This is a genomic window from Streptomyces torulosus (assembly GCF_001419765.1).
Taxonomy (GTDB): domain Bacteria; phylum Actinomycetota; class Actinomycetes; order Streptomycetales; family Streptomycetaceae; genus Streptomyces; species Streptomyces torulosus.
In genome coordinates this window covers 1-15486 of sequence record NZ_LIRK01000300.1, presented here as the reverse complement: position 1 = coordinate 15486, position 15486 = coordinate 1, and the positions used below count along the sequence as shown (strand labels likewise).

Annotated in this window: 10 protein-coding genes and 1 pseudogene; 3 read left to right on the top strand and 8 right to left on the bottom strand. The window is 73.2% G+C overall.

From position 1 onward, the window contains the following. Both AOK23_RS21455 and AOK23_RS21450 read left to right on the top strand, forming a co-directional pair. A pseudogene (locus tag AOK23_RS21455) lies at nucleotides 1-722 on the top strand (serine/threonine-protein kinase); the annotation flags it as partial. A 259-nt stretch (nucleotides 723-981) separates the two neighbouring features. Further along, on the top strand, nucleotides 982-4356 hold the full coding sequence (locus AOK23_RS21450) for a pyruvate carboxylase (protein WP_055714314.1): 3375 nt from the start codon (nucleotides 982-984) through the stop codon (nucleotides 4354-4356). 98 nt (nucleotides 4357-4454) lie between these two features. On the opposite strand, the gene AOK23_RS21445 is transcribed toward AOK23_RS21450, so the two are convergent. The 6 genes from AOK23_RS21445 to AOK23_RS21420 form a co-directional block, all read right to left on the bottom strand. Then, nucleotides 4455-6080 carry an ABC transporter ATP-binding protein gene (locus AOK23_RS21445; RefSeq protein ID WP_055714313.1) on the bottom strand — a complete coding sequence of 542 codons (1626 nt, stop codon included), beginning with the start codon at nucleotides 6078-6080 and terminating at the stop codon, nucleotides 4455-4457. After that, on the bottom strand, nucleotides 6077-6967 hold the full coding sequence (locus tag AOK23_RS21440) for an ABC transporter permease (RefSeq protein ID WP_055714312.1): 891 nt from the start codon (nucleotides 6965-6967) through the stop codon (nucleotides 6077-6079). Before AOK23_RS21440 ends, AOK23_RS21445 begins: the two co-directional genes overlap by 4 nt. Further along, nucleotides 6964-7923, bottom strand: coding sequence for an ABC transporter permease (locus AOK23_RS21435; RefSeq protein ID WP_055714311.1), 960 nt, complete (start codon nucleotides 7921-7923; stop codon nucleotides 6964-6966). The genes AOK23_RS21440 and AOK23_RS21435 overlap by 4 nt, the downstream gene beginning before the upstream one ends. Further along, nucleotides 7920-9509: an ABC transporter substrate-binding protein gene (locus AOK23_RS21430; protein ID WP_055714310.1), complete on the bottom strand. Its 1590-nt coding sequence runs from the start codon at nucleotides 9507-9509 to the stop codon at nucleotides 7920-7922. The genes AOK23_RS21435 and AOK23_RS21430 overlap by 4 nt, the downstream gene beginning before the upstream one ends. Nucleotides 9510-9597: 88 nt before the next feature. Beyond that, a complete protein-coding gene (locus AOK23_RS50050) occupies nucleotides 9598-10605 on the bottom strand; it encodes an FAD binding domain-containing protein (RefSeq protein ID WP_079049603.1) in 1008 nt (335 codons plus the stop codon). Continuing rightward, a complete protein-coding gene (locus tag AOK23_RS21420) occupies nucleotides 10602-11165 on the bottom strand; it encodes a 2Fe-2S iron-sulfur cluster-binding protein (protein ID WP_055714309.1) in 564 nt (187 codons plus the stop codon). Before AOK23_RS21420 ends, AOK23_RS50050 begins: the two co-directional genes overlap by 4 nt. A 212-nt stretch (nucleotides 11166-11377) precedes the next feature. Between AOK23_RS21420 and AOK23_RS21415 the strand changes: the two genes are divergently transcribed. After that, nucleotides 11378-11956: a TetR/AcrR family transcriptional regulator gene (locus AOK23_RS21415; protein WP_055714308.1), complete on the top strand. Its 579-nt coding sequence runs from the start codon at nucleotides 11378-11380 to the stop codon at nucleotides 11954-11956. A 58-nt stretch (nucleotides 11957-12014) separates the two neighbouring features. Here the strand turns inward: AOK23_RS21415 and AOK23_RS51950 are convergent, their stop codons facing one another. Together AOK23_RS51950 and AOK23_RS48890 are read right to left on the bottom strand one after the other, a co-directional pair. Continuing rightward, the gene (locus tag AOK23_RS51950) at nucleotides 12015-15026 is read right to left on the bottom strand and encodes a S8 family serine peptidase (protein ID WP_420823727.1); all 3012 of its coding nucleotides are present in this window, start codon (nucleotides 15024-15026) and stop codon (nucleotides 12015-12017) included. A 230-nt stretch (nucleotides 15027-15256) separates the two neighbouring features. Continuing rightward, nucleotides 15257-15486, bottom strand: a 230-nt coding sequence (locus AOK23_RS48890; RefSeq protein WP_206336255.1) for a hypothetical protein, incomplete at both ends; no start/stop codon positions are given.

The following is a 15486-nucleotide window of genomic DNA, read 5'->3' as shown; positions in this document are numbered from 1 at the left end:
TCGTCGTGTCGCCGTATCCACCGGCGCCGCCGACGACCGCGGGGCCGCCCGGCGGCGCCGGTGGATACGGCGACACGACGATGGGGCGCGGACCGGTCGGCGACGGGCGCGGGGGAGCGCGGCGGCGGCCCCTGCTGATCGCCGTGTTCGCGGCCGTGGCCGTCTCCGTGAGCGTGTCGGTCACCGTGGTGGTCAACCAGGGGAGCGGAGAGGACGACCGTGGGGACCGGGGCTCGACCGGGGCTCCCTCGGCGCCCGCCACCGACGCCGGCAAGGCCGCCTCCGGTTTCGGCGGGGTCGCGACCACGACCGAGAACTGTCCCGCGTCGGAGGTCGACGGGGTGGGCGGCCGGTGCGTCGTCAGCCCCGAGTGCTGGAGCGGCATCACCGACGTCTCCGGGCTCGTCACCGTCAGCCGCGCGGACTGCCGGACCCGGCACGTGTGGGAGACCTTCGCGATCGCCCCGCTCCCCAAGGACGGTCAGACGAACAACGCGCGCGACCTCATCCGGCACCCCGACGTCAAGGCGCTCTGCTCCCGGAAGGTCATGGCCGCGTCCATGGTCCCGAACGGCCGGGACGTCGCGGACGAATGGAACGTCGACATCCTCCCGCCGACGGCCCCGGAGTGGGACAAGGGGCTGCGCGTCTTCCGCTGTGTGGCCGCGGTCGTCTCGGAGGACGGGCAGAAGACGGGAAGCCAGTTCGCCCTGCCGGAGTGACCGCCCGCGCCCGGCACACGAGAACAGCCACGCACACCGCGCACGAGAACAGCCACGCGCACCGCATACGAAACCGGCCACCCGCCCGGCGTTCGATGGCACTGTGGGACAGGGATCGACCGCATCCTTCACCGATGATTCGATCCCTTCCTCCATATCAGTCCGAAAAATACTGGCACTCAGTGACACGACTCTCATGGCACGTGGGCTACATTGCCGCGACCATGGTGTTCCTCATCGCAGGCCGAAGGGATCAGGGATGCTCCGCAAGGTACTGGTCGCCAACCGTGGCGAGATCGCGATCCGCGCGTTCCGCGCAGGGTACGAAGTGGGCGCGCGGACGGTCGCCGTCTTCCCCCACGAGGACCGCAACTCGCTGCACCGGCTCAAGGCCGACGAGGCCTACGAGATCGGTGAGCCGGGCCATCCCGTACGGGCTTATCTCTCCGTCGACGAGATCATGCGCGCGGCCCGCCAGGCCGGCGCCGACGCCGTCTACCCGGGGTACGGCTTCCTGTCCGAGAACCCCGAACTCGCCCGGGCGTGCGAGGAGGCGGGCATCACGTTCGTCGGACCGAGCGCCCACATCCTGGAGCTGACGGGCAACAAGGCCCGCGCCGTCGCCGCCGCCCGCGCGGCCGGCGTACCGGTGCTCGGGTCCTCCGAGCCCTCCACCGACGTGGACGAACTGGTGCGCGCCGCCGACGGGATCGGCTTCCCGGTGTTCGTGAAGGCGGTCGCCGGCGGCGGCGGGCGCGGGATGCGCCGTGTCGAGGAACCCGCGGCGCTGCGCGAGGCCATCGAGGCGGCGTCCCGCGAGGCCGCGTCCGCGTTCGGCGATCCCACCGTCTTCCTGGAGAAGGCCGTCGTCGAGCCCCGCCACATCGAGGTGCAGATCCTCGCCGACGGCCACGGCAACGTCATCCACCTGTTCGAGCGTGACTGTTCGGTGCAGCGCCGCCACCAGAAGGTCATCGAGCTGGCGCCCGCCCCGAACCTCGACCCGGAGCTGCGGGAGCGGATCTGCGCCGACGCCGTACGGTTCGCCCGGGAGATCGGCTACCGCAACGCGGGCACCGTCGAGTTCCTCCTCGACCGCGACGGCAACCACGTCTTCATCGAGATGAACCCCCGTATCCAGGTCGAGCACACGGTGACCGAGGAGGTCACCGACGTCGACCTCGTGCAGTCGCAGCTGCGCATCGCCGCCGGCGCGACCCTCGCCGACCTCGGCCTCTCCCAGGAGACGGTCACCCTGCGCGGCGCGGCCCTGCAGTGCCGTATCACCACCGAGGACCCGGCGAACGGCTTCCGCCCCGACACCGGCCGTATCAGCGCCTACCGCTCGCCCGGCGGCTCCGGCATCCGCCTCGACGGCGGTACGACCCATGCCGGTACCGAGATCAGCGCGCACTTCGACTCGATGCTGGTCAAGCTCACCTGCCGGGGCCGGGACTTCACCACCGCGGTCAACCGGGCCCGGCGTGCCGTCGCCGAGTTCCGTATCCGCGGCGTCGCCACGAACATCCCGTTCCTCCAGGCCGTCCTCGACGACCCGGACTTCCAGGCGGGCCGCGTCACCACGTCGTTCATCGAGCAGCGCCCGCATCTGCTCACCTCCCGCCACTCCGCCGACCGGGGCACGAAGCTCCTCACCTACCTGGCCGACGTGACGGTCAACAAGCCGCACGGCGAGCGGCCCGCGCTCATCGACCCGGCAGGCAAGATCCCCGCCGTGCCCGCCGCGCAGCCGCCCGCCGGCTCGAAGCAGAAGCTCGTCGAGCTGGGCCCGGAGGGCTTCGCGAGCTGGCTGCGCCAGTCGCCGACCATCGGCGTCACCGACACCACGTTCCGCGACGCCCACCAGTCGCTGCTCGCGACCCGCGTCCGCACCAAGGACATGCTCGCCGTCGCGCCCGCCGTGGCGCGGACCCTGCCGCAGCTGCTCTCCCTGGAGTGCTGGGGCGGCGCCACCTACGACGTCGCCCTCAGGTTCCTCGCCGAGGACCCCTGGGAGCGGCTGGCCGCCTTCCGCGAGGCCGTGCCGAACATCTGCCTCCAGATGCTGCTGCGCGGCCGCAACACCGTCGGCTACACCCCGTACCCGACGGAGGTGACCGACGCCTTCGTGGAGGAGGCCGCGCGGACCGGCATCGACATCTTCCGCATCTTCGACGCGCTCAACGACGTGAGCCAGATGCGGCCCGCCATCGACGCCGTACGGGCCACCGGGACGGCCGTCGCCGAGGTCGCCCTCTGCTACACCTCCGACCTGTCCGACCCGGCGGAGAAGCTCTACACACTCGACTACTACCTGCGGCTCGCCGAGCAGATCGTCGAGGCGGGCGCCCATGTCCTCGCCGTCAAGGACATGGCGGGCCTGCTGCGCGCCCCGGCCGCCACCAAGCTGGTGTCCGCGCTGCGCCGCGAGTTCGACCTGCCGGTCCACATCCACACCCACGACACCGCGGGTGGGCAGCTCGCCACCTACCTCGCCGCGATCCAGGCCGGCGCCGACGCCGTCGACGGAGCCGTGGCGTCCATGGCGGGGACGACCTCGCAGCCCTCCCTGTCGGCGATCGTCGCCGCCACCGACCACTCCGACCGGCCCACCGGCCTCGACCTCAGGGCCGTCGGCGACCTGGAGCCCTACTGGGAGAGCGTCCGCAAGATCTACGCCCCGTTCGAGGCGGGCCTCGCCTCACCGACCGGCCGTGTCTACGACCACGAGATCCCCGGCGGCCAGCTCTCCAACCTGCGCACCCAGGCCGTGGCCCTCGGCCTCGGCGACCGCTTCGAGGACATCGAGGCGATGTACACCGCCGCCGACCGCATCCTCGGCCACCTCGTGAAGGTCACCCCCTCGTCGAAGGTGGTCGGCGACCTCGCCCTGCACCTGGTCGGTGCCGGGGTGGCACCGGCCGACTTCGAGGCCACCCCCGACCGGTTCGACATCCCCGACTCCGTCATCGGCTTCCTCCGCGGTGAACTCGGCACCCCGCCCGGCGGCTGGCCCGAGCCGTTCCGCACCAAGGCCCTCCAGGGCCGCGGCGAGGCCAAGCCCGTGCAGGAGCTGACCGCCGAGGACCGCGAGGGCCTGGAGAAGGACCGGCGCGCCACCCTCAACCGGCTGCTGTTCCCCGCCCCGACCCGCGAGTTCGAGACCCATCGGCAGACGTACGGCGACACCAGCGTCCTCGACAGCAAGGACTTCTTCTACGGGCTCGGCCCCGGCAAGGAGTACGCCGTCGACCTGGAACCCGGTGTGCGGCTCCTGATCGGTCTGGAGGCCGTGGGCGAGGCCGACGAGCGCGGAATGCGCACCGTGATGGCCACCCTCAACGGCCAGCTGCGGCCCATCCAGGTCCGTGACGCCGCCGCCTCCTCCGACATCCCCGCCACCGAGAAGGCCGACCGCTCCGACCCCGGCCATGTCGCCGCCCCGTTCGCCGGAGTGGTGACCCTCGCGGTCGCCGAGGGCGACGAGGTCGAGTCGGGCGCCACCGTCGCCACCATCGAGGCCATGAAGATGGAGGCCGCGATCACCGCCCCGAAGGCCGGACGGGTCTCCCGGCTCGCCATCAACCGGATCCAGCAGGTGGAGGGCGGAGACCTCCTCGTCGAGATCCGCTGAGCGGGAACGGCGACGCCCGCGCCCGCCCGGCTGCACCCGTCCCAGCCGGCCCTCGCGATCCGCGACCGGGCTCCGCTGCTGTCGTGAGGGCGGCGAACTCACCGATCCCGGTCTGTTCGTCGCCCTGGACCCGTGGGGGTACCACGTCCTCGCGGTGCGGCGGTGGCCATGAGGGAGGCGGTGAACGGGTGGCGCGGCGCCGTCAGGATCCGGTGGGTGGGGCCCTGTTCGACGATCTGCCCGTCGTCCAGGACGGCGACGCGGTGGGCGACGGCCGCCGTGTCCAGGTCGTGGGTGATCAGGACCAGGGAGAGGTCGTCGTCGCCGTCGAGCAGTCCGGTGAGGACGTCGAGGATGCCCCGCCGGGTGACGGTGTCGAGCCCGGAGGTGATCTCGTCGCAGAGGAGGACGCGCGGGCGGGCCAGGAGGGCACGGGCCAGGGCGGCGCGCTGGAGCTCACCGCCGGACAGCTGGGCCGGGCGGCGGCGCACCAGCTCCGCCGGCAGGCCGAGGCGTGCCAGCGTGGTGAGTGCCTCGACCTCCGCCGCGCCGGTGTCGGCTCCGCGCAGCCGGACCGCCGTCCGCGCGACCTGGGACAGTACCGGGCGGTGCTCGTCGAAGGCGGCGCGGGCGTCCTGGAACACGTACTGCACGGCCGCCAGTTGCTCCCGGCGCCGGTCCCGGAGGCTGCGCGGCAGGGGAGCGCCGTCGAGGAGGACCTCGCCGTCGTGGTCGCGGTGCAGCCCCGCCAGACAGCGGGCGAGGGTGGTCTTGCCGCTGCCTGAGCGGCCCACCACGGCCAGGCACTGCCCGGTGTACAGGGTGAGTTCGGGTGCCCGCACGGCCACGGTCGCACCCCGGCGGGACCCGTCCCGGTGGCGGGCGGTGAGGTTCCGTACGCGCAGCACGGGATCCGCCGGATCCTCGGGGCCGTCGGGCTCCGTCGTGTCCGGCAACGGGGGCCTGGACCGGAGGAGTTCGCGGGTCCACTCGTGCCGGGGCGCCCGCCACACCCGCTGTGCCGGGCCCGACTCCACGATCCGGCCGTCCCGCATGACATGGATCTCGTCGGCGAGCGCGCGGACGACGTCCAGGTCGTGGCTGAGCAGCACGACCGCGAAGCCGCGGGCCGCGACCGCCGCCAGCTGGTCGACCACACGGCTCTTGGTCAGTGCGTCCTGCCCGGTCGTGGGCTCGTCGGCCACGACGACCCGGGCGCCGAGCAGCAGGGCCTGCGCGAGGACGACCCGCTGCTGTTGACCACCGGACAGCTGATGCGGATACCGCCGCAACAGCGCCTCCCCGTCCGGTAGTTGCGCGTCGGCGAGGGCCCGCAGGACCCGCTCGCGGGCTGCCGCCCGGCGCGCCGGCCGGGGCAGATCCCGCACCTGGGCGCGGGCGATGTCGGTCAGCAGCGCCGAGACCCGGCGGGCGGGGTTGAGGACGGCCGCAGGGTGCTGCGGTACGTATCCCACCGGCCCGCCGGCCGCCACATGGACGCGGCCGGTGACCCGCGCGCCCGCCGGGAACTCGCCCAGCAGGGCCAGCCCGGTGGTGGTCTTGCCGCTGCCCGAGGCACCCACCAGGGCGGTCACCCGGCCGGGCAGCGCCCGCAGACCCACCCCGTCGACGATCACCCGTCCGCCGACCTCGACCCGCAGGTCCTCGATCTCGGCCAGGGGCTCCCCGGCGGATCGGCCGCCCGCGTCGTCGTACCGCTTCACGGCCGTCGTTCCTTCCGTCCCCGGCGCGCACCGGGCGTCCTCGGTGCGGGTTTCTCCAGTGCGGCGTCGAACAGCAGGTTGGTGCCGGTGGTGAGCGCGACGATCAGCAGCGCGGGCACGACCACCGCCCACGGCTGCACGAACAGTCCCGTGCGGTTCCGGTCGACCATCACCGCCCAGTCCGCGGCGTCGGGCTCCACCCCCACCCCGAGGAACGCGGCCGTGGCGACCAGATACAGCACCCCGGTGAGGCGGGTCCCGGCGTCGGCGCCCAGGGTGCGCACGATGGCGCGGCCGACGCAGCCGAACGCGGTGCGCCACCAGCTCTCGCCCTGCAGCCGCAGCGCCTCCACGACCGGCCGGGCGGCGGCCTCGGTGGCGGCGGCGCGGACCAGCCGTGCCGCGTCCGGCACATTGACCAGCGCCACCAGCAGGGCGAGCCCGACGGCCCCCGGTGTGAACACCGACGCGACCAGCAGGATCAGCAGCAGCGACGGTACGGCGATCAGCACGTCCAGGGGCCGCATCAGCAGTTCCTCCAGCCACCGCCGATGGGTCAGGGCGGCGGCCAGACCGACCGGCAGCGCGACGAGGTAGGCGAGCACACCGGCGCCGAGCGCGGTCAGCACGACGGGCCGCCCGCCGTGCAGCACCTGCCGCCACACGTCCCGGCCCACGAAGTCCGTCCCCAGCCAGTGCCCGCCGCCGAGCGTGAACGACACCGTGCGCGGGCCCGGTTCACCCGCGAACACCGGGCCCAGCAGGGCGAGGAGGAGGGGCACGGCGATGATCGCGACGCCGAGCGCGAAGCGGCCCGTACGCCGCCCGGCGGTGGAACGGGCCGTACGCCGCCCCGGGGTGGCGGTGGTGCCGGAGCCGGTGGTCACGCGGCCACCCCCGCGCGCGGGGCCAGCCGGTGCGCGACCACGTCGGCGCCCAGGTTGAGGACGACCGTCAGCACGCCGAACACCACGGCGAGGCCCTGCACCACGGGCACATCGCGTTCGGCGACGGCGTTGAGGAGGACGGTGCCGAGTCCGGGAATCACGAAGAGGGCCTCCACGACGATGACACCGCACAGCAACCAGTCGACGGTGCGGGCGAGTTGCTGGGCGGCGGGGGCGAGCGCGTTCGGCAGGGCGTGGGCGTAACGGACCCGGGCGCCCGGCACGCCGTACCGGCGGGCGTGGGCCGCGTACGGGGAGGCGAGGGCGTCGACCATGCCGGCGCGCACCAGCCGGACCAGGGAGCACACCGGCCGGGAGAGCAGCACGAGCACGGGCAGCACGAGCGCGGCCGGATGGGCGAGGAGATCGGTGCCGTAGCCGACGGCGGTCGGCGGCAGCCAGCCCAGCCGCAGCGCGAACACCGTCACCAGCAGCACCCCGAGGGCGAACTCGGGCACCGCGTACACGGCGAGCGTCAGCCCGCTGACGAGACGGTCGACTGGTCCGCCCTCGTGCCGCGCGGCCAGCACGCCGAGGCCGAAGCCGATCGGCAGGAGCAGCGCCACGGTGAGCGCGGCCAGCAGCAGCGTCGGGCCGAAGCCGTCGGCGATGTACCGGCTCACCGGGCGGCCGGACGCCAGGGAGGTCCCGAAGTCGCCGTGCGCCAGTCCGGCCGCCCAGTCCCCGAGCCGTTCCAGCACGGGCCGGTCGAGGCGCAGGGCCTCCCGGAGGGCGGCGACGCGTTCCGGGTCGGGCTGGTCCCCGGCCAGGGCGACCGCCGCGTCGCCCGGCAGCGCCTCGGTGAGCGCGAAGACCAGCAGCACCACGGCCACGGTCTGCGCGGCGCCGAGGAGCAGCCGCCGGGCGACGAAGGAGCGCAGCCCGCTTCCGCTCACGCGAGCCACACCTTGTCGAAGCGCGCCCAGTCGAGCGTGTTGGCGGGGGCCCCGGTCTCCACTCCCTTCACGTTGTTGGCGGTGCCGAGGATCCAGTCGGCGAACCCCCAGATGAGGAAGCCGCCCTCCGCGTACAGGCGGCGCTGCATCCGCTGGTAGACGGCGGCCCGCTCGGTCCGGTCACGGGTGGACTGGGCCTGCCGGTACAGCGCGTCGAAGTCCTTGTGCCGCCACTGGGTGGCGTTGGTGGTGGAGCCGGTCAGCAGCCGCTGCGAGATGTGCGCCTCGATGGGCATGGCGCCGGAGCGGTAGCAGGCGAGGGTGCCGGAGTCGAGGATGTCGCTCCAGTACGAGTCCTTGCTGCCCATTCTCACCTCGACGGTGACACCGGCCTTCGCGGCCTGGTCGCGGAAGATGCCGGCCGCCTCGGTGAACCCGGCGGCGACGGCCGAGGTGTCCAGCCGGACCTTCAGCTTCTCGGCGCCGGCCTGCTTCAGCAGGGACTTGGCGCGGTCCAGGTCCTGTTCGCGCTGCGGCAGGTCGGCCGCGTAGTACTCGTAGCCCTTGCCGAACAGGTCGTTGCCCACGACGCCGGCCCCCGACAGCGCGCCGTCGACGAGTTCCTTCCGGTCGGCGATCAGGAAGAACGCCTCACGGACCCGCTTGTCGTCGAAGGGCGCCCGGTCGGTCTTCATGCAGAACCCCTGCATGGCGCTGCCCCGGAGCCGGACGATCTCGATCTGCCCCTTGCCCTCGTGGGCGCGCGCGGTGGTGGGGTTCAGCTCGTGGGCGTACTCGACCTGGCCGCCGAGGAGCGCGTTGACCCGGGCGGACTCCTCGTTGGCGACGACGAACTCCAGCTCGTCGAGGTACGGGGCGCCCTCCCAGTACGCGTCGTGGCGGCGCAGGACGGCCGAGCGGCCGGGGGTGAAGGACACGAAGCGGAAGGGGCCGGAGCCGATGGGCCTCCTGTCGAAGTCTCCGGCCTTCCGGCCCGCGTTCTCGGGCACGATGTACGCGCCGAACGCGGCCAGCACATTGGGGAACTCGGCGGTCGGCCGCTTCAGCACGAACTCGATGCCCCGCTCGCCGGTGGCCCGGCTCGCGTCGAGGTCGATGGGCTCCAGGGACGCCTTGGCGCGGTACGCCTTCTCCGGGTCGGCGATACGGCGGTAGCTGTAGAGCACGTCCTTCGCGGTCACCGGACTGCCGTCGTGGAAGGTGGCCTCGCGCAGGGTGACCTGCCAGCGGTCCATCGTCTTGTTGGCCTCCCACTTGGTGGCGAGGCGCGGCTGCGCGGACAGGTCGGCGCCGTAGTCGGCGAGCTTGTCGAACAGCGCCTTGGCGCGGGCGACGTCCGCGAACAGGTTCGCCAGGTGCGGGTCCAGGGTCTCGCTGGCGCCGCCGCCCGCGAACGCGGCACGCAGCCGCCCGCCGCGCTTCGGCGTACCGCCGTCGCCGCCGCCCGCCTCGGAGTCGGTGCCGCCCCCGCCGCACGCCGTCAGGGCGAGCGCGCCGAGTGTGGCGGCACCGGTGGCGGCGAGGAAACCGCGGCGGCGCAGGCCGGGGAAACGTTCGTCGTGCATGGAGGTTCCTTGGGGTGTGGTGGTGGATGGGAGAGGGGGGAGGCGCGCGACGAAGGTCAGTGGGGGAGGCGCGTCGTGCGGGTGGTCTTCATCGGGGAGCGGTGAGCCGTGCGACGAGGTGCAGCCGGTCGGCGTCCGTCGTACTGCCGGGCAACCGGCCCTCTCGCCAGGGCGGTTCGGTGCGAGGGCCCGGCCCGTCGTGCAGTTCGAGGACCTCGAAGCCGTGCGCGGCCAGGACGTGGCGCAGTTCCAGTGGGAACAGCAACCGCCAGGCGGAGCGCTGTTCGAGGGGTGGCGCGCCGTCGTCGGAGGTCCATACGCGGACCCGGCAAAGGAGTTGGGCGGTGCGGTCCACGGTCAGGGTGGTGGTGGACCGGTAGGCGGTGCCCCGCCAGGTGAAGCCGTCGACGGTCGAGGTGTCGAGCAGATCGGTGCGGCCCAGAAAATAGGCGCCGTTGCGCATCTCCGCGACCAGCAGCCCGCCGGGGGCGAGCGCGTGGCGGCAGGAGGCGAGGAAGCTGTCGAGCTGGTCGCCGGTGTGGCAGTACAGCAGGGAGCTGTCCAGGCACACGACGGCGTCGAAGGCGGCCAGGGCCACGCCCATGTCGGAGGGGTGGGTGGCCACGCAGTGCTCGGTGGCGCCCAGGACGGCGTGGTTGTGGTGCTCGCCCTCGATGGCGGGGCAACCGCTGCCGGGGACCCGCTTGTTGCACGGTTTGGTGACGTCGGCGAAGTAGCCGCAGCGGGTGCGCTGGAGCAGGTTGCCGCCGACGGTGGCCATGTTGCGCAGCTGTCCGGAGGCGCCGGCGAGGACGGCCTGCGTCAGCGCGGGGTAGCGGCGGCGGATCTCGGGGTGGGCGGCGAGGTCGCTGTTGGTGACGGTCGCGCCGATCCGCACCCCGCCGTCGGGGGTGGACTCGACGCGGTCCAGCGGGAGGTCACGGACGTCGACGAGCCGGGCGGGCCGTTCCACGCCGGTCTTCATCAGGTCGACGAGGTTGGTGCCGCCGCCGAGGAAGCGTGCCTCCGGGTCGGCGTCGAGCAGGGCGAGGGCGCCGGGGACGTCATGGGCGCGCCGGTAGTCGAACTCCCTCACGCGGCGACCTCCTCGGCGGTCGAGCGGTCGGCGGCGGCGCGGGCCACGGCCTCCACGATGGCCACGTACGCGCCGCAGCGGCAGAGGTTGCCGCTCATGCGCTCCTGGATCTCCTCCGGTGTGAGGGGTGGTGGGCCGGCCTCGGGCCGTACGTCGTCGGTGGCGGCGCTGGGCCAGCCCGCCGCGTGCTCCTCGATCACCGCGATCGCGGAGCAGATCTGGCCGGGGGTGCAGTAACCGCACTGGTAGCCGTCCAGTTCGAGGAACGCCTCCTGCACCGGGTGCAGCCGGTCGCCCTCGGCGACACCTTCGATGGTGGTGATCTCCCGCCCCTCGGCCGCCACGGCCAACTGGAGGCAGGAGACGTTCCGGCGCCCGTCGACGAGGACGGTGCAGGCACCGCACTGCCCCTGGTCGCAGCCCTTCTTGGTCCCGGTCAGATCGAGGCGCTCGCGCAGGGCGTCGAGCAGGGTGGTGCGGTGGTCGACGGTCAGTATGTGCTTCTCGCCGTTGACGGTCAGGGTGACGGCGCTGTACGTCGAGGAAGGGGCTGAGGACATGAACAGCCTTCTTTCGCGTATACCGGAGCGGGCCCGGGGGAGGCTCCGGCAGGCAGAGGTGTGCGAGGACAGGGGCGGTAGGGTGCCGCGCGGCGCGACGGCAGCGCTAGGATGCAGCAAGCGGACACGTGTCCGCCTACCCGGACAACTTAACGGACAGTTGTCCGGATCAACAAGGACGGATTCCGGTCAGGGGCCGGTGAGGAGGACGCGTGACAGAGGAGAAGGACGCGCCTCTGCGCTCCGACGCGCGGCGGAACCGCGAGCGCATCCTGGCGGTCGCCCTGGAGGAACTGACCCGGTCCGCGGACGCGCCGCTGAGCGCCATCGCCAAGAAGGCGGGCGTCGGGCAGGGCACGTTCTACCGCCACTTCCCGAACCGCGAGGCTCTCGTCCTGGAGCTCTACCGGCATGAGATGCAGCAGGTCGCCGACAGTGCGGCCGAGTTGCTCGCGGTCCACGCGCCGGACCGGGCGCTGCGGGAGTGGATGGACCGTCTGGCCCGGTTCGCCCTCACCAAGGTGGGGCTCGCGGACGCGATCCGGCAGGCCGCGGGCGCTCCGGGAAGCCCCGGAAGACCTCGCCCCACCCCGGTGCTCGCGGCCGCCGAGGTGCTGCTGCGCGCGGCCGAGGAGGCCGGCACCATCCGGCCCGGTGTGAGCGCGGACGACTTCTTCCTCGCCATCGCGGGCCTCTGGCAGATCGGCCCGAGCGAGGACTGGCAGGCCCGGGCCGGCCGTCTCATGGATCTCGTCATGGACGCCCTGCGCGCGGGGGCGCCGAAGCAGTGAGAGACCGCCGGAGAGCCGGCCGCCCTTGTGTGCGGCGGCCCTCCGGCGGTCGACCGGGTCAGGACTTCTTGAGCTTGTACGCGTTCTTCACGGTGATCGCGAAGGTCGACGCCCGGTCGGCGCCCTTGACCCTGAGGCTGACGGAGCCGTGCCCGTTGCGGTCGAGGTGCTCGGCGGGCAGCGTGGCGAGCGGGGGATGCGCTATCAGCGCCCGGTTCTTCACCACCGGCACCCGACGCCACGTCGCACCGCCGTCGAAGGACGCCTCGACAGTCAGCGCACGCACCCGGCCCCGTGCCTGGTCACCGGTCCGCTGGAGCGTGAACGGCACGGCGACCGTACGGCCGTCCGCGACACGGGACCACCTGTCGACCGGCGGCGCGAACCGCACACCGGTCAGCGGTAGCGCGGCCGTCGTCCCTTCGGCGGTCCGCCCCGAGCGGAACGACCACACGCCGTCGACCTCGGTGCTCACGGCGTTCCACTGACTGCGGTCGGCGTGGGCCCTGAGGGTGTACGTCCCGGTGTCCGCCGGCACGTCCCAGGCCGCGAGGGCGGTGTTCCGCGGTGACTCCTCGGCACCGTCGCGGCTCCTGGTGAGCTGTTCGCCGCCGCGGCTGAGGGTGTAGGAGTAGGTGGCGTACAGATCGTCGCTGGTGAACAGGTGCCGCGGGTCGGAGTCGCCGCCGAGCGGCAGGTCGACGGTGACGGTGTCCCCGGTCCGGGTGAGCTGGCGGCCGTCGGGCGCGAGCGCGGGGGCTCCCACCGGACGGTTCCAGTGCTCGGTGCGGGGGCCGGGCCGGAACACCTCGGGCCGGGTGAGCAGCGCGCGGTGCTCCAGCGGGTCGAAGCTGTCCGCGTTCTGCCAGCTCCACCGCAACTCCTGCGCCCAGGCGATGTCCTTGGACGCGGTGAAGAACTCGGTACGGGTGCCGGGCGAGGGGACGTTGACGCGTCGTCCGCCGACCGGGACGCCCTTCACGGTCGCGGTGGCCAGCTTCGACTTCAGTGGGAAGGGCAGGTCGAAGTCACCGGTCTGCTCGGCGGCGTGGTAGCGCGCCTCGGTCCGCGCGAGCTGGGAGTTCTTGACCCGTCCGGTGAGGGCGGCCGGGATGCGGCCCTCGCGGAAGGCTGCGAGGTAATACACGGGCCCGGTGGCCGTCGGGTAGGAGTACTCGCCGTCGCCGGGGGCGCCGTCGGGGGCCTTTCCGTACACATAGCCCTTGGCGAGGTCCTCGCGGAAGTACGCCGTGTACCGGTTGCCCTTGGCTCGGGTCCTGGACGGCACCGCCCAGTAGTCGGGCGCCCGGTGCCTGAACTGCACGTCGGTGTGGAGGGAGAGCGGGCCGCGCTCCCCTGCGGGGGCCTTCGCCTGCCGTTGGGCGACCCCGACCTGACGGTAGATGTTCTCGGCCTCGCGGTCGTCGACCTTGTGGGCGAGTTTGCGTGCCGCCGTGCCGCCCAGCGTCAGTTCGGTCGCCTTGTCGACGCGGACGCGGGGCTCACCGGTGAGGACGATGTCGCTGTCGAACCAGTACGAGTCGTCCTCGTGGCGGCCGATGAACGCCGAGACGGCATAGGTGCCCGCGGGGACCCGGACCGTGATCTTCGAGGCGAGGGTGGCGAGTTGGGGCTCCTCGAACGGCTCCAGGGACCGGTCGAGCGGCAGGATGTCCACGAGGGAGATGCCGTCGGCGCCCTCCCCCAGATGGTCGCGGAGGTTGAGGGTGAGCTGGTGGCTCTCGGGTTCGAGGCTGAGGCCGACCGGGACGCGTACGGCCGTGGAGCCGGACTCGGCGGTCAGCAGGGCCGAGAGGGCGCCGCCCGTGCGGATGCCGTTGTCGTGGAACGCGACGGCCACGGAGGCCGTGCCCCCGGCGGGGACGGTCACCTGGTCCTCGGCCAGGGCGAGCAGAGTGGTGGGCAGCTTCCCTCGGGTGGACTTCACGTCGAGGGTGAGGTCCAGGGTGATGTCCTCGGCGGTGTCGTTGGTGAAGGACACCTTGCGCCGGGTGTCCTCCGCGGCGCGCGGCCAGGACAGCCGGCCGAAGTCCAGGGCGGACGACGTGGCCGTGACCCGCTGGTCCACCGCCCGTTCGGCGTCGACCAGTCCGGAGCCCTGGTCGTAGACGCTCTCGCCGGCACTGGGCCGGGCGCTGGACACCAGCGCGAGGGCCACCTGGCGGGGCGTCCAGTCGGGGTGGGCCTGCATCACGAGGGCGGCGGCCCCGGCGACGGCGGGCGACGCCATGGACGTTCCGGACAGGCGGGTGTAGGTGTCGTCGACGGGGCCCTCGGGGCCTGCCGGGTCGATGTCGCCGATGGGGGTGTCCTTGGCGCGGGCCGCCGTCACGGCGACACCGGGGGCCTTGATGTTGGGCTTGACGCTGTGGTCACCGAAGAGCGGGCCACGGCTGGAGAAGCTCGCGACGGCGTCGTCACCGCCGGCCGCGCCCACGGCCAGCGCGCCCTCGGCGGCGGCCGGCGGGGAGACCGTGTAGGAGCGGGGTCCGTCGTTGCCGGCGGCCACCACGGGCAGCACTCCGCGCTCCAGCAGGGCCTCGGTGGCCAGCGACCAGGGGTCGGTGCCGTCGCTCAACGCCCGTGATCCCAGCGACATGTTGACGATGTCGACGCCCTCGTCGGCCGCCCACTCCATGCCGTCGATGATGTGGGAGACGGAGCCGAGCGGGCCGGAGAGCACCCGGGCGCTCAGGATCTCGGCGCCGGGCGCGACACCGGCGTACCGGCCGTCGGACGCGGCGCCCGTCCCGGCGATGATTCCCGCGACATGGGTGCCGTGGCCGTCGATGTCGCTCTTCTCGTCGTCCCAGGAGATGAAGTTCTCCGCCTTGGAGACCCGCTGCTCCAGGTCGGGGTGTGTGGCGCGCACCCCGGTGTCGATGACGGCGACCTTGACGCCGCTGCCGTCGAGGCCGCGCGCCCTGAGGCCCTTGGCGTTGATCTGCCCGACCAGGTCGGAGACCGCGACGTCACCGTCCGGGGTGGTCTCCGGTTCGTCGTCCGCGTTCCCTTCGCCGGTGAGCTCGACGGGGGTGTCCAGCCACACCTTCCGCACGGCGGGCGCGAGTTCGGGGTCGGCGCCGTCCTCGGACGTGGTGAGCGTCCGCCACAGGGCACCGCGGTCGTCCTCGGGCAGGGTCACGGCGGTGGCGTCGATCGACTCCAGCGCCACCGTGTTCCCGTGCAGCGCCTCGGCGCGGGTGGCGGCGGGCAGCCGGGGGCCGCGGTGGCGCACGATGAGAGGCAGCCCCCGATCGTCGAGGGCACCGTCGTNNNGCCGGTGGCGACCAGCGGCGCCACGTCCATGGGGATGACCTGGAGGTCGGAACCGCTGCCCCGCCGGACGAAGCCGACGCCCTCGCGGCCCTTGCCGGGCTCGATGTCGACGCGGGGCTCACCCCGCTCGGCGCCGACGGTCACGATGTCGCCGGTGACGAGGGTGAACCGCTTGCCCTTGAGCGAGGCGGCTCCGTCCGCCGCCGGGGAGGCGGAGGTGGGGCTGGGGG

Coding starts and splice junctions, on each gene's coding strand:
- AOK23_RS21450 (WP_055714314.1), top strand. CDS start 982: ATGCTCCGCAAGGTACTGGTCGCCAACCGTGGCGAGATCGCGATCCGC.
- AOK23_RS21420 (WP_055714309.1), bottom strand. CDS start 11,165: ATGTCCTCAGCCCCTTCCTCGACGTACAGCGCCGTCACCCTGACCGTC.
- AOK23_RS21430 (WP_055714310.1), bottom strand. CDS start 9,509: ATGCACGACGAACGTTTCCCCGGCCTGCGCCGCCGCGGTTTCCTCGCC.